Annotated in this window: 13 protein-coding genes; 5 read left to right on the plus strand and 8 right to left on the minus strand. The window is 47.1% G+C overall.

All coding sequences use genetic code 11. The annotated features are described in order from the left end of the window. Positions 1 to 4: 4 nt before the first annotated feature. From OEU88_RS11925 to OEU88_RS11945, 5 genes are all read left to right on the plus strand, one after another. Positions 5 to 799 carry an enoyl-CoA hydratase/isomerase family protein gene (locus OEU88_RS11925; RefSeq protein WP_262695399.1) on the plus strand — a complete coding sequence of 265 codons (795 nt, stop codon included), beginning with the start codon at positions 5 to 7 and terminating at the stop codon, positions 797 to 799. Next, positions 796 to 2,817 carry an acetyl/propionyl/methylcrotonyl-CoA carboxylase subunit alpha gene (locus tag OEU88_RS11930; protein WP_262695400.1) on the plus strand — a complete coding sequence of 674 codons (2,022 nt, stop codon included), beginning with the start codon at positions 796 to 798 and terminating at the stop codon, positions 2,815 to 2,817. Before OEU88_RS11925 ends, OEU88_RS11930 begins: the two co-directional genes overlap by 4 nt. A 41-nt stretch (positions 2,818 to 2,858) precedes the next feature. Beyond that, positions 2,859 to 4,025 (plus strand): isovaleryl-CoA dehydrogenase, encoded by a 1,167-nt coding sequence (locus OEU88_RS11935; RefSeq protein WP_262695401.1) that lies wholly within the window; start codon positions 2,859 to 2,861, stop codon positions 4,023 to 4,025. Positions 4,026 to 4,048: 23 nt separating this feature from the next. Next, positions 4,049 to 4,870, plus strand: a complete 822-nt coding sequence (locus OEU88_RS11940) for an alpha/beta hydrolase family protein (protein WP_262695402.1) — start codon at positions 4,049 to 4,051, stop codon at positions 4,868 to 4,870. A gap of 466 nt (positions 4,871 to 5,336) precedes the next feature. Continuing rightward, entirely contained in the window at positions 5,337 to 6,458 is a 1,122-nt protein-coding gene (locus OEU88_RS11945) for a Glu/Leu/Phe/Val family dehydrogenase (RefSeq protein WP_262695403.1), read from the plus strand. A gap of 141 nt (positions 6,459 to 6,599) precedes the next feature. Here the strand turns inward: OEU88_RS11945 and OEU88_RS11950 are convergent, their stop codons facing one another. The 8 genes from OEU88_RS11950 to OEU88_RS11985 all read right to left on the minus strand — a co-directional run bounded on the left by OEU88_RS11950 (position 6,600) and on the right by OEU88_RS11985 (position 14,973). Next, a complete protein-coding gene (locus OEU88_RS11950; protein WP_262695404.1) occupies positions 6,600 to 7,061 on the minus strand; it encodes a YybH family protein in 462 nt (153 codons plus the stop codon). Between the two features lie 133 nt (positions 7,062 to 7,194). Next, positions 7,195 to 8,589 (minus strand): dihydrolipoyl dehydrogenase, encoded by a 1,395-nt coding sequence (lpdA, locus tag OEU88_RS11955; RefSeq protein ID WP_262695405.1) that lies wholly within the window; start codon positions 8,587 to 8,589, stop codon positions 7,195 to 7,197. Next, positions 8,590 to 9,882 (minus strand): dihydrolipoamide acetyltransferase family protein, encoded by a 1,293-nt coding sequence (locus tag OEU88_RS11960; protein WP_262695406.1) that lies wholly within the window; start codon positions 9,880 to 9,882, stop codon positions 8,590 to 8,592. Continuing rightward, positions 9,882 to 10,898 (minus strand): alpha-ketoacid dehydrogenase subunit beta, encoded by a 1,017-nt coding sequence (locus tag OEU88_RS11965; RefSeq protein ID WP_262695407.1) that lies wholly within the window; start codon positions 10,896 to 10,898, stop codon positions 9,882 to 9,884. Before OEU88_RS11965 ends, OEU88_RS11960 begins: the two co-directional genes overlap by 1 nt. Positions 10,899 to 10,900: 2 nt before the next feature. Beyond that, positions 10,901 to 12,127 carry a 3-methyl-2-oxobutanoate dehydrogenase (2-methylpropanoyl-transferring) subunit alpha gene (locus tag OEU88_RS11970; protein WP_262695408.1) on the minus strand — a complete coding sequence of 409 codons (1,227 nt, stop codon included), beginning with the start codon at positions 12,125 to 12,127 and terminating at the stop codon, positions 10,901 to 10,903. A gap of 271 nt (positions 12,128 to 12,398) precedes the next feature. Then, complete coding sequence (phhA, locus tag OEU88_RS11975; protein ID WP_262695409.1) at positions 12,399 to 13,280, minus strand: phenylalanine 4-monooxygenase; 882 nt, start codon at positions 13,278 to 13,280, stop codon at positions 12,399 to 12,401. 35 nt (positions 13,281 to 13,315) lie between these two features. Continuing rightward, positions 13,316 to 13,957 carry a maleylacetoacetate isomerase gene (gene maiA / locus OEU88_RS11980; protein ID WP_262695410.1) on the minus strand — a complete coding sequence of 214 codons (642 nt, stop codon included), beginning with the start codon at positions 13,955 to 13,957 and terminating at the stop codon, positions 13,316 to 13,318. Between the two features lie 8 nt (positions 13,958 to 13,965). Next, a complete protein-coding gene (locus OEU88_RS11985; protein ID WP_262695411.1) occupies positions 13,966 to 14,973 on the minus strand; it encodes a fumarylacetoacetate hydrolase family protein in 1,008 nt (335 codons plus the stop codon). Positions 14,974 to 15,007: the final 34 nt, after the last annotated feature.

Here is a 15,007-nt window from a genome sequence, read left to right on the forward strand (position 1 = left end):
GACAATGGACAACAACTTGCTGATAGAAACAGATACGCGCGGCGTGGCAACTGTTACGCTGAACCGGCCAGACGTACATAATGCATTTAACGATAGCGTTATTGCAGATTTACATACCGCATATAATACGCTTGGTATGGATGAAAGCGTACGAGTAATTGTTCTGACAGGTGCAGGCAAAAGCTTTTCGGCGGGCGCAGACCTGAACTGGATGAAACGCTCAGCGACCTTCACTGCAGCAGAAAACAAAGAAGATGCAATGCGGTTGTCCGGCATGCTGGCTGCAATCCGTAATTGCCCTAAACCGACACTTGCATTCGTTAACGGTGCAGCTTTTGGCGGCGGCGTTGGTTTAACGGCTTGCTGCGATATTGCTGTTGCAATGGCCACTGGCGTGTTTTCACTATCGGAAGTGAAGCTTGGCCTAACACCAGCAACCATATCACCGTATGTAATTGCTGCTATTGGTGAGCGTGCTGCACAACGGTATTTTCTAACCGGTGAGCGATTTGATGGCATTGAAGCACGCCGTATTGGCCTCGTGCATGAAATTGCCCAAACCCGCGATGAAGCTGAAATGATCATTGAAGGCATTATTGATCAGCTTTTATCAAGCGGCCCTGTCGCACAAGCCGAGTGCAAATCATTGATACAATTTGTTGCAGGTGCTGAGATAACAGATGAGCTACGAGCAGAAACAGCAGAACGTATAGCTGCCAGACGTACAAGTGCTGAAGGGCAAGAAGGCCTGAGCGCATTTTTTGAGAAACGCAAACCAAGTTGGAGTAGCGAGCAATGACGGACACTATCAAAAAAATCCGGAAGCTGCTGATCGCAAACCGCGGTGAGATTGCATGTCGTGTCATTGCAACATGTCAAAACCTAGGCATTAAAACCGTTGCTGTGCACTCGGACGTAGACAAAAAAGCGATGCACGTCGCTATGGCAGATGAAGCGGTTAACCTTGGCCCTGCTGCTGCCTCAGAAAGCTATCTGGTAATTGACAAAATTATTGGAGCCGCCAAAGCAACAGGAGCAGATGCAATTCATCCCGGATACGGCTTCTTGTCTGAAAATCCAACCTTCGCAAACGCGTGTGCCGATGAAGGTATCATTTTTGTTGGGCCCAGTGCTGCATCAATGAATGCAATGGCACTTAAAGGTGCGGCTAAAAAACTGATGACTGACGCAGGTGTACCGGTGGTGCCAGGTTATCACGGCGATGATCAATCGCTTGAAACATTAACTGCAGAGGCTGAAAAAATCGGCTACCCGGTTTTAATTAAAGCTGTAGCCGGTGGCGGTGGTAAAGGCATGCGCGCGGCAAACAATTCAAGTGAAATTGCAGCTGCGATTGAAGCCGCAAAACGCGAAGGGAAAAACTCGTTCGCAAACGATAAGCTGCTGATTGAAAAACTGATTACAAAGCCCCGTCATATTGAACTGCAAGTTTTCGGCGACAAAGACGGCAATGCGGTTCATTTGTTTGAACGGGATTGTTCACTGCAGCGACGGCACCAAAAAGTAGTTGAAGAAGCCCCTGCCCCTGGCATGGGCACAGAAATGCGCCGCGCCATGGGCGAAGCTGCTGTGCGCGCAGCCGAAGCTATCAATTACAGTGGTGCAGGCACAGTTGAGTTTATTGTTGATGTTACAAACGGGCTTGATAATGCACCGTTTTACTTCATGGAAATGAACACTCGCTTGCAGGTAGAACACCCTGTAACAGAGATGATCACAGGACAGGACTTAGTTGAGTGGCAGCTTTCTGTTGCTGAAGGTCATGCGCTGCCACTTTCGCAAGACGAGATTGATGTTCTGACACACGGTCATGCAGTTGAAGTACGCCTGTATGCAGAAGACCCATTTAACGACTTTATGCCTTCTATTGGCACCATAGGCTTGTTTAACCCTTTTGCTGATCTGCCAGCCAACACACGTATTGATACAGGTGTATCTGCGGGAGATGAGGTTTCTATTCATTATGACCCGATGATCGGAAAGTTGATTGCTTGGGGCGATACGCGCGACGATGCAATCAACGCATTGATTGGCCTGATGGAAGCAACACCCATATCTGGTGTAACCACTAATCGTGATTTCCTTTTGCGTGCTCTCCGGCACCCTGAGTTTCAGGCTGGAGATGTACATACTGGTTTCATTCCTGCTTTTGCAGACAGTTTGCTTAAACGACCTGAAGCCGGCCGTAATGATTACGCATTAGCTGCAATTGCCGTATGGGCAAGCAGACAAGTTGAACCACAAGCCGGTATTGCTGATCCATGGGCAATTAACGATGGTTTCAGGTTAAATCTGCCGAACGGCGAGCAAATTAATTTCGTCAGTGCAGAAGGCGAACAGATTGCTGTAAATCTGGAAAATCAGGACAGTTTAATACGCGCCGCTATTAACGAGCATGTTTGGGAGTTAAGCGACATTGTCCTGCGCGAGGGTCAATTAAGCTATGTCCGGGACGGTTTGCGCCACCAATGTTTTGCAGAGGTCAGCGAACATACCGTTACACTTGTTAACAAGGACACCACACTTTCGCTGACACGCGTGACTTTGGACAGCACAAGCAGTGATGATGCCGATGGACCAGGTACAATTGTGGCGCCAATGCCAGGCAAAATACTTGAGCTAAAAACAAGTATTGGTGCTGTGGTCAAACGCGGTGACCCTTTGCTTGTTATGGAAGCCATGAAAATGGAACAAACCATTACAGCACCTCGTGATGGCATTGTTACAGAACTAACACCAAGCGCTGGCGACCAAGTTGCAGACGGTACAGTTCTTATTGTTATCGGCGATGAATAAAACAACATTTAATTAGAAACTAATCGAAATTAGGAAAAAACATGTTTGAGTTTCCTCACTTACAATTCAATCACGGTGAAGATATTGATATGCTGCGCGAAACTGTTGCTCGTTTTGCAGAAAGCGAACTTGCACCGCGTGCTGCTGAGGTTGATGAAACCAACACATTCCCAAGCGATATGTGGCAAAAAATGGGTGAACTTGGCCTTCTTGGCATGACCGCACCAGAAGAACTGGGTGGGTCGGACATGGGTTATTTGGCGCATGTGATTGCGATGGAAGAAATCAGCCGTGCGTCGGCATCGGTTGGGCTTAGCTACGGCGCGCATTCTAATCTTTGTATTAATCAGATTGTTAAAAACGCCAACGCCGAGCAACGCGAAAAATACCTGCCTAAATTGATTTCAGGCGAATATGTAGGGGCGCTGGCAATGTCGGAGCCCAGCGCTGGTTCAGACGTCGTTTCAATGCGCTTAAAGGCCGAGAAAACCAACCACGGATACGTCTTGAACGGCAACAAAATGTGGATCACTAATGGACCAGATGCCGATGTTTTGCTGGTGTATGCCAAAACTGACATGGATGCCGGTCCGCGCGGTATAACGGCCTTCCTGATCGAAAAAGGAATGAAAGGTTTTTCTACAGCACAAAAGCTTGATAAACTTGGCATGCGCGGTTCCAACACCTGTGAACTTGTATTTGAAGATTGTCTGGTACCCTTTGAAAATCGTGTTGGCGAGGAAGGCAGCGGCGTGCGCGTTCTTATGTCTGGCCTTGATTATGAACGTGTGGTGCTATCTGGTGGTTCACTCGGTATCATGCGTGCTTGCCTTGATCTGGTGATTCCCTATGTTCATGACAGGCAACAGTTTGGCCAACCCATTGGCACATTCCAGCTTATGCAAGGTAAAATTGCAGATATGTATACAACATGGGGCTCTGCACGCGCATATGTCTATGCTGTTGCACAGGCCTGCGATCGCGGCGAAACAACACGCAAGGATGCTGCTGCATGCATTCTATACGCCGCAGAAAAAGCAACATGGATGGCAGGCGAAACTATTCAAGCCCTTGGTGGAAATGGTTACATCAACGAGTATGCAGCAGGGCGCCTGTGGCGCGATGCGAAGCTCTATGAAATTGGCGCTGGCACCTCTGAAATTCGCCGCATGTTGATAGGGCGCGAGCTATTCAACGAAACACGCTAAACCCAATCACCCATGAGGCTGATATGAAATTCTTTCTATATGTCACAGCATGGTTTGTGATGGCGTTGGCGAGCCCCGTTGAGGCGCAAAACCATATTTCACCTGATGAAATCAACATTCAAAACAAAACCACCAAAATAAAGACATACAAAAGCGACCAGCTTACTGAAAGACCCGTTCTTGTTGTAGCTCTTCACGGGGATGCGCCCTTCAATAACCCGTCATATCAATATGCATTTGCCAGACAGATAGTGGCTCAAGCGAAAAATACCATAAGTATTGGCATGTTGCGCCCAGGATATACGGATAGCTTGGGAAGGACGTCTGACGGTGTTAGAGGGGAAGCTATTGGTGATAGTTATGACAAACCCAGAATCGATCAAATCGCGACAGCAATTGAGCAACTGAATATCTATTATAATGCTGGTAAGGTTATTGTAGCAGGTCACTCAGGTGGTTCAGCCATCACAGCAAAACTGATTGCTGCCTACCCCACCCTCATTGATCATGCCGTAATCGTATCGTGCCCATGCAATATCAATGCATGGCGGGCAGACATGTATAAAACATCAAAATATGAAGGATTTAACGGGCAATTGAACGTCGTGTCGCCGATTGATGTTGTAGACTCCGTTTCTGCTGATACTTCAATTTCTATCTATGTCGGAGATAATGACAACGTCACACAAGAGTATTTAAGCCTGCAATATTATAACCACCTTTCAACACTCGGTAAAAAAGCAGACCTCCATGTCCTGAAAGGCGAGCATGACATATTTTTGCATGAGGAAATCATTAATTCTATCATCTCAAAAGTAAAAGAATTTAATAAAGCCCTGCCATGAAAACTATACGCGTCACACAATGACACCTCATATTTTTCTGCTTTAAATCTTAGAATCTTGCGCATGTTAACCCGTACATGAGCTATTCAATAAAACACGTAAAAGTAGCAATTAGCTAAATTCAAATAACAGCGGCATTTTCAATAATTTGTCGCTGTTATTTATTTATACCGTTTTTTCTATTTTCTTCATTTTTGAAAGCATGTTTCAAAACGGTATGCTACTTCATGCCGAAGATTACCGAATAATCAAAAGAACGTAAGTTCATTTCTGATATTTGGTGACATACTCTTGATCGTTGGGTGGTAATAAGCAGCATGATGTACAGTCACTATTGACGGCGTAGCATTTTGTTTTTAATCACGCGGCACGTAAGGCGTATCCAGGTAGTGTTTTATAACGTTTGGCCAATGCGGTCACCGCTGGACGCTGTTTTAGAAACGGGATGTGAAAAAAGGAATTGCCGATGCCCGTGTTTGATTCAAACAGCTTTAAAGATCATGAACAAATAGCATTTTGCGCAGACAACGAGACAGGCTTGAAAGCCATTATTGCTGTGCATTCTACCGCTCTCGGCCCCGCTGCTGGTGGTCTGCGGTTTTGGGATTATACAGCATCGCACCTCAAAACAGCACCTACACAAATTGCTGAAACACGCGGTGAGCAAGACGCGATTTATGATGTTCTAAGACTGTCGCGCGGTATGTCCTATAAAAATGCAATGGCTGGCTTGCGCCTTGGCGGTGGCAAATCGGTCATTATCGGCAACCCCAAGGAACTTGGCACACCTGAATTAATGAAAGCGTTTGGGCGTTATGTTCAGCGCCTTGGTGGTTCATATTACGCAGCTGAAGATGTGGGAACTACGCCTGAGATGCTTGCTGCTGCCGCACAAACAACGTCGTATGTCTCTGGCCTTGATGACGGCGAATTTGGTACTGGCGACCCATCGCCTCACACAGCGCTTGGTGTATTTATAGGTATTAAAGCTGCCGTTTCACACCGCCTTGGTAAAGATAATCTGCAAGGCATAAAGGTTGCGGTTCAAGGTGTTGGGCATGTTGGCCTTTACCTTGTGGAACACCTTCTCGGCGCAGGTGCAGAAGTCATTGTAACGGATGTTGTTGCTTCAAACATTGAAGCGGCACAATCCAAAGGCAACGTTACGGTTGTCAGCCCAGACGGCGTTCATGCTGTTGATTGTGATGTATTCGCTCCTTGTGCGCTTGGTGGCGGGTTAAACCCGAAAACAATCAAAGATATTCGCGCCTCTATTGTGGCAGGTGCTGCCAACAACCAGCTGGAACGTGAAGGCATAGACGATGAAGACCTCCGCATGCGTGGTATTCTTTACGCCCCCGATTATGTCATTAATGCTGGCGGTATTATTTCTGTTGAATCAGAAGTACACAAAGAAAAAGTTTCTGATGCGGCGCGTGAAGCAAAAGTATTACGCATTGGCGAAACACTGAAAACTGTGTTTGAAGCAAGCGCAAACCAAGAACGACCAACCGGCGTAATTGCCAATGAAATGGCGGAAGAAATTATCCGCACTGCTGCTGAGAAAAAGCTGACATCAGCTGCGTAGCGCCATCATATTCTTAAAAGGGCCTTACAGTAAGACGCTGTAGGGCCTTTTTTATTACATTTTCGGCATCCTAAAACCGCCAAAAGCTTCCCGTTAAGAGGAAAGTTTCAAATGCCGACACTCACGGAAGTGTATCTGCTATTACTCAGGTAATGCCGAACGGTGGTAAGCAGCCATTCGCCAACGTCCTTCAGAATTTTTCAACCAAGTAATCGTATAACGACCCTTATGGTCGCGGCGAACCTCGCCACCTATCTTTACTTGGCGTTCATGGTAATGACCCCATTCCAGTCCCATGTTGCCATGAACCTCGAACTCCCGGTCAATATGCTTGTATTCAAGAGCTTCCAATGTATCCAGCCAAGCTCGCATTCTACCTTTCCAGGCTTGAATATCGTCAATAGAACGTGGCTCTTCACCAAAATAACCAAAACCAACCGCGCCGCCTTCTATTTCTGCAGCAAGATCAAGGTCAGCAGTTTTCGGAGGAAGCCAAAGTCCCCACCAAGCATCAGATACAGTAGTGAGGTCAGTAAGATCATCTGCAAAATTCGGCGATGAAAACGTCAACGTCAATAAAACAGCTAGAAATATTTTTTTCATCAGACAGCCTGTCTTCAACTAATTGGTATATTGCACCGTGCGCTATCTTATCCTTATTTGACATAGTGAACAATAAGCGAGCGAATGTATATGGCACCCCTAAAACCGAACGGAGTTGCCTCATCAATTACGCTTAAATATGCAGTGCGTGACCAAGTGCTTTCAGCGCTGCTTCCTGGAAGCCTTCGCTTTGTGTTGGATGAGCGTGAATAGTACCTGCAATATCCTGCAAGCACGCGCCCATCTCAAGCGCCAATGAAAACGCGGCAGACAATTCAGCAACGCCTTTGCCAACAGCCTGTATACCAAGCACCAAATCATTATCAGCACGAGCAACAACACGCACAAAACCACTCTCGGCTTCCATTGTCATTGCGCGGCCATTAGCTGCAAACGGGAACAAGCCTATTTTAGTTTCATATCCAGCAGCCTTTGCTTCATCTGGCGACAAACCAGCCGTGACAATTTCCGAGTCAGTAAAGCAAACTGCCGGAATTGAAACTTTATCAAATGTACGGTTCATACCGGAAACAATCTCGGCAACCATTTCACCTTGCGCCATCGCACGGTGCGCGAGCATTGGCTCACCGGTTAGGTCACCAATTGCATAAACACCACGCATTGATGTTTCGCACTTATCGTTGATAGCAACGACACGACCATTCATTGTTAAATCAAGGCCTTCCAAACCAAAGTCTTCAGTTTTAGCCCGACGACCTACTGTCACCAGTATTTTGCTAGCAGCCAACTGCTGTTCTTCACCATCGGGGTTTTCCACAATCAGAGCATCACCTTTATCGGTAACACCTTTTGCTTTCGTCCCGAGAAGAACATCAATGCCAAGCTGTTTCAGTGATGCAGCAACGGGTTTCGTAAGTTCAGTATCATACTGCGAAAGAATGCTATCCATTGCTTCAACAACAGTAACCTTTGAGCCCATTTTGGCATAGGCCGTACCGAGCTCAAGGCCGATATACCCACCGCCAATTACCACAAGTTTTTCTGGCACTTTATCAAGGGACAGTGCTTCTGTACTTGAAATTATGTTCCCACCGTATGGTAAACTCGGGATTTCAACAGGTACACTACCCGTGGCAAGAATTACGTTTTCTGCTTGTATTGTAACCGGACCATCATCCGTTTCGACAATACAGGTTTTCCCGTCTTCCATACGGCCCCAGCCAACAACAAGTTTTACTTTGTTTTTTTTCAGTAAGCCCGTAACACCACTGTTCAAACGTCCAACAATGCCATCTTTCCAGGCAATGGTTTTTGACAGATCAAGGCTTGGTGTGCTGGCTGAGATGCCCAGTACATTATCACCTGTGAAATGAACGGCTTTCTCAAACTCTTCCGCGGCATGAATAAGTGCCTTTGACGGGATACAGCCAACGTTCAAACATGTACCACCCGGCGCTTGACCATCAACAATGATCGTATCAATGCCCAGCTGACCCGCACGGATAGCAGCAACATAACCGCCCGGGCCTGCACCAAGTACCAGAAGCTTACATTTAAGTTTGCTCATCTAAGCCTCCATAAACAGAGTTGCAGGGTTTTCCAGAAGGCCCCGAATACGTTGAATAAACTCAGCAGCATCCCAACCATCGACAATACGATGATCGAACGAGGAAGACAGGTTCATGATCTTGCGCGGAACAAACCCACCATCACGCCAAACTGGGCGCATCTCAACTTTGTTTACGCCGACAATAGCAACCTCAGGGCTGTTCATAACAGGCGTAGAAACAATACCACCCATCTTGCCAAGGCTGGACAGGGTTATGGTAGAGCCGGTTAATTCATCACGCGTAATGGAACCATCGCGTGCAGCATTTGCAAGGCGCTTTGCTTCGTCGGCCATACCGTGAACACTCATAGTTTCAGCATGCCTGATCACTGGCACCATCAAACCGCCCGGCGTTTGCGCGGCCATACCAATATGAACACCACCGTATTGATACAGTGTGTCGTTACCGTCATCATAGTGACTATTCAGTTTGGGATAATCTTTGATGGCAATAACCATAGCGCGCATAATGAATGGCAATATTGTAAGCTTTGGCTGGCCTTCCTTTGCAGTGGCATTCATGTGTGCGCGCAAATCTTCCACTGCAGTAACATCAACTTCGTCAACATATGTAATGTGAGGAATGCGTTGCTTGGCGTCCTGCATGCGCTCAGCAATCTTGCGGCGCAGGCCAATGACCTTAATTTCTTCGACAGACGTGTCTGCAACTTTGGACGCGCCGCCCACAGGCGCAGACGCACCAGAGATGTATGCGTCAAGGTCGTCATGACTAATACGCCCTGCCGGACCTGTACCGTGTACATACTGTAATTTAACACCTGCGTCTGCAGCTCGCTTACGCACAGCAGGTGATGCAAGTGGCTTCTCCCCTTCTGCACGCAGCGCACCGGACGCTGCACTCGTTTTTGTAACAGTTGGCCTCTTGACCTCTGCAACTTTCTTCGGTGCAGGCTCTGCCTTTGGTTCTGACGCAGGTTTAGAAGCAGGCTTTTCTTCCACAGCCTTCGGTGCAGAAGCCTCCGCAGATATGCTAGCGGCGTTACCCTCGCCTTCCACTTCCAGTGTTATGATAACTGCACCAACAGCCGTCATGTCACCTACTTCACCAGAAATATCAGCAACTGTACCATCAACAGGGCTTGGTATTTCGACAGTTGCTTTATCAGTCATAACGGCAGCAAGTACGTCATCTTCTTTGATGACATCACCAACTTTGACATTCCATTCTACGATCTCAGCTTCGGTTATACCTTCACCAACATCCGGCATCTGGATTTTATGCAGTCCCATTATACCGTCTCCATCATAGCTTTAAGTTCTCGGCCTACCCTTGCTGGTCCCGGGAAATAGTCCCATTCCTGTGCATGTGGATACGGCGTATCGTATCCAGCGACCCTAACAACCGGTGATTCCAGATGATAGAAGCAACGTTCTTGTACCTGCGCGGCAAGCTCAGCGCCAAACCCCGAAGTTTGTGTGGCCTCATGTAACACCATACAGCGGCCAGTTTTCTCAACTGATTTAACGATTGCATCTACATCCAGCGGCAAAAGCGAACGCAGATCAATAATTTCTGCATTAATACCTGTTTCATTTACGGCAGCTTCAGCGACATAAACCATCGTGCCGTAAGTCAGGATAGTAACATCTTCACCTTCACGGAAAGTCGTCGCTTTACCGATTTCAACTGTGTAATGCCCTTCAGGAACGTCACCAAGTGGGTGCTTGGACCAGTTGCTCGCTGGCCGGTCATGATGACCATCAAAAGGGCCATTATACAAGCGCTTTGGCTCAAAGACGATTACAGGATCAGGATCTTCAATCGCAGCAATGAGCAAACCCTTTGCATCGTATGGATTAGAGGGAATAACCGACTTAACGCCTGCGATGTGTGTAAATAGCGATTCCGGGCTCTGGCTATGCGTTTGCCCGCCAAAGATGCCGCCACCAACTGGCGTACGTATCGTTATCGGTGCAGTAAACTGTTCACCTGAACGGTAGCGCAAGCGCGCAGCCTCTGAAACGATCTGATCATAAGCAGGGTAAATATAATCCGCGAATTGTATTTCAACACAAGGGCGCAAGCCGTATGCCGCCATACCGATCGCCGAACCAACTATTCCGCTTTCATTAATAGGGGTATCAAACACACGGTTTGTACCATATTTTTGCTGAAGGCCGTGCGTACACCGGAAAACACCGCCGAAATAACCAACATCTTCACCGAAAACAACAACGTTCTCGTCTGCGGCCATTTTAACATCCATTGCATCGCGGATGGCTTCAATCATAGACATTTGCGGCATGGTTATACTCCCATCTTCTGGCGTTGTTCACGCAAATGCGGTGGCAAATCTTCAAACACGGCTTCAAACATGTCTTTAGGGCTGGAGCCTGCACCCATCACGCCGTAGGATTCCGCCTCTTTGGTTGCGACACGAATTTCTTCATCGTATTCGCTTTCAGCCTGCTTATGGCGCTCATCACTCCAGAGCTCCCGCGCAATAAGATGGTTTTTCAAACGCAACACCGGATCACCGAGTGGCCAAGCATCAGACTCTTCCTTGGGTCGATACTTGGACGGGTCATCCGATGTTGAGTGCGGTGCAACGCGGTACGTGACCCACTCAATAAGCGTTGGACCGAAACCGCGGCGTGCCCGTTCTGCTGCCCAGCGAGAAGCTGCAAACACTGCAAGGAAATCATTGCCATCAACGCGCAGTGAAGGAATGTCGTAGCCATGAGCACGCTCGGCAAAGGTAGCTTTATCGCCGCCCGCAATACCGCGGAAGCTTGAAATTGCCCACTGATTATTCACGATATTGAAAATAACAGGCGGTTTGTAAACAGACGCATTTACAAGTGCAGAGTGGAAATCATTCTCAGCCGTCGAGCCATCACCAATCCATGCTGATGATATCTTCGTGTCACCTTTGATCGCCGATGCCATTGCCCAGCCAACTGCGTGAATGAACTGAGTACCAAGATTACCAGAAACAGTGAAATAATCATGTGAACGCGCACTATAAAGAATTGGAAGCTGACGCCCTTTAAGAGGGTCTTTCTCATTGGAGAGAATTTGACAGATCATATCAACTATAGGGTAGTCCGTTGAAAGCAGCAGCCCTTGCTGGCGATAGGTCGGAAAGTTCATATCGCCTTTCATCAACGCAGCCTTGTGACCAATCGCTATCGCTTCTTCACCCGTACACTTCATGTAAAAAGACGTTTTGCCCTGCCGCTGCAAGGTCATCATACGCTCATCAAAGGCCCGCGTGCGCAGCATAGCCTTAAGGCCGTTCAGCAATGCCTCATCAGGAATATCTTCTGCCCAAGGCCCAACTGCATCACCAGCGGTGTTCATAACCCGGATCATTGTTGTCGCCAGGTCTTTGATGTCCGTTGCAGGTACGTCAATCTCAGGACGGCGAACTGATCCTGCCTCAGGGATTTGAACATAGGTGAAATCAGGCTGGTCGCCCGGGCGGCCGGTAGGTTCAGGAACATTAAACTTGAGCGGCTTGTATTCAGACATGATTCTTCAGTCCCTCACTATATGGTACCCCAAAATACGTCAGCATTAATGACGTATTTTGCAGGTTAAAATCAACGTAATCTTACTTTTGCGCGCGAATTAGAAATTTAAGAACTCAAAGCGGCAAAAAACTTTCGTGATAGAATACACTGTCGCAATAAGGTTTCTGAAAATTACGGCAATATATTGCCACTCTATCACATGCGCGCACGAGTCTATTAGTTGGATCACTGGTCGGCTGCCAGATACAGCTAAAGGACTAAAGACTTATTTACCGGACAGGGCGCGCATGATGAACGCCGGCTTTTGCATAGGCTTGCGTACCGTGATGAAACACTTTGTCTGACTTTAAAACAGCATCAACTCGGTATATTGTGGCGTCGTTTTCCAAGCGATCATATATGGGGCCAAAGTCTTCGTATGTTTGCTCCAGCAAGGACTCAAAACTATCAATAACCATGTATGTCTTCTGATAATCATCAATATGATATTCGGTCTTCATGGTTCGCTCTACACCAAAACCAATACGGTTTGGGCTGGTATCATGAATGGAAAAATAACTCTCTGATTTTGAGCTCAGTACACCAGCACCGTATATGCGCATACCGTCTGGCGTATTAATCAAACCAAACTCAACTGTATACCAATATAACCGCGCAAGGTTTGGCAATACGCCGCGGCCCAGCGCGTGCAAACCACCTTTACCATACGCTTCCATATATTCAGCAAAAACAGGATTAGCCAGCAACGGTACATGTCCGTAAACATCATGAAAAACATCCGGCTCCTGCAAATAATCTAACTGGGCTTCACTTCTAATAAAGTTACCCGCAGGGAAACGCTTATTGGCAAGATGTTCGAAGAAAACATCATCTGGCACCAAGTCAGGCACCGCAACCACACGCCAGCCTGTTCTTTTTTCAAGCAAATTTGACAAATGATCAAAGTTTGGAATACCGCCACCTGAAAGTTCCAAAACTTCAAGCCCTTCGAGAAACTCGTTACAAGCCAGTCCTTTTAGAAACTGACCCTGGCGTGCAAACAAACGATCCCACCGGTCATGCTCTTCAGCAGTAAACTTTCCCCAGTCCTGATCAATTGTGTAATCATCGTTGACATTCACTGTGCGACCAAGGCGCGTAACAATTTCCATTTTCAGCTTCCAGAACGCTTGGATATGCGATCTGCTTAAACAGCCGCATCCGGTTGATTCTCTGGCAATGCTTTTTGGAACGCTGCCAACTTATTACAATTGGCATCAATTCGCACGATAGAAGGAAAGGCGTCAAGTGGTACATTGAAGCGCCGGGCGTTATAGAGCTGTGGGACAAGGTAAATATCGGCATGGGTGGGCTTATCGCCGAAACAATAACTCCCAGAAACACTTGAAGTTATAGATTCAAATGCTTGGAATCCTTTACAAATCCAATCTGCATACCAATCATTCACAGCTACTTCATCGGCACCAAATTCTTGTTTTAACTTCGATAACACAGATACGTTATTAAGTGGGTGAACGTCACATGCAATGATGTTGGCAAGCTGTCGAACAACTGCACGGTCGGCAATATTTTGCGGCAACAACGGCACGTCTGGATACGCTTCCTCAAGATACTCAAGAATTGCAGGCGACTGACCAATTGCAACAGTATCATCAACAAAATACGGCAACCGCCCTTGCGGGTTTATCGCCAGAAACGCGTCACCCTTATGTTCATTGATCGTAGGCTTCAAGTTTACTGGAACTGACTTTGCTTCCAGCCCTTTTAGCGCAAGCGCAATGCGCACACGGTATGCAGCTGAAGATCGGAAATAATCATATAGTATCACTGAAAAACCTAGTTTTTGGTTAGTGTTTGATCAATAGCGCCAAAAATAGATTGACCGTTTTTGTCATTCATCTCAATACGAATTTTATCACCAAAATCCATAAAAGGAGTAGCCGGCGCACCAGATTCAATTGTTTCAATCATGCGGATTTCGGCAATACAGCTATACCCAACACCGCCTTCTGCAACTGGCTTGCCCGGACCGTCATCCAGTTTGTTCGAAACTGTACCAGACCCGATGATTACCCCTGCCCCAAGTGGTCTCGTTTTTGCTGCATGCGAAATCAAATCAGCAAAATCAAAGGTCATATCGATGCCAGCATCAGGCTTGCCAAACAATGTGCCATTAAAATGCGATAACAAAGGCAGGTGAAGTTTATTATCGACCCAGGCGTCACCGAGTTCATCAGGCGTTACACAAACGGGACTAAATGCACTCGAAGGTTTCGCTTGAAAAAACCCAAACCCTTTACCCAGTTCACCCGGAATAAGACCACGCAATGAAACATCATTTACGAGCATGAGCAATTTGATGTGATTTCCAGCATCTGTGCTTGATACGCCCATCGGCACATCATCTGTAATAACAGCGACTTCTGCCTCAAAATCAACACCCCACCCCTCTGTTTGCGGCATCACAATGTTACCACGCGGATCAAGGAAAGTATCGGAACCACCCTGATACATTAATGGGTCTGTCCAAAAACTTGTCGGCATCTCTGCACCACGTGCTTTGCGCACAAGCTCCACATGGTTCACATAGGCAGACCCGTCTGCCCACTGGTAAGCACGGGGCAAGGGCGAAGCACATAGCGCCTCGTTAAATACCTCACCTTCAATCTGATCATTGTTTAATTGCTGGTACAAAGCGTCCAACTGTGGTGCAGTGCTTGCCCAATTGTCGATTGCTGCTTGCAAAGTACTTGCAATATTTGAAGCATCAACCATGCGGCCAAGGTCTTTTGAGACAACAACAAGTTTTCCGTCACGTCCATGTTTAAGCGATGCAAGTTTCATAAAGCCCTCTGTATTATTCTATATGTCTGGATCA

It is taken from the genome of Kordiimonas aquimaris (assembly GCF_025574485.1).
Taxonomy (GTDB): Bacteria; Pseudomonadota; Alphaproteobacteria; order Sphingomonadales; family Kordiimonadaceae; genus Kordiimonas; species Kordiimonas aquimaris.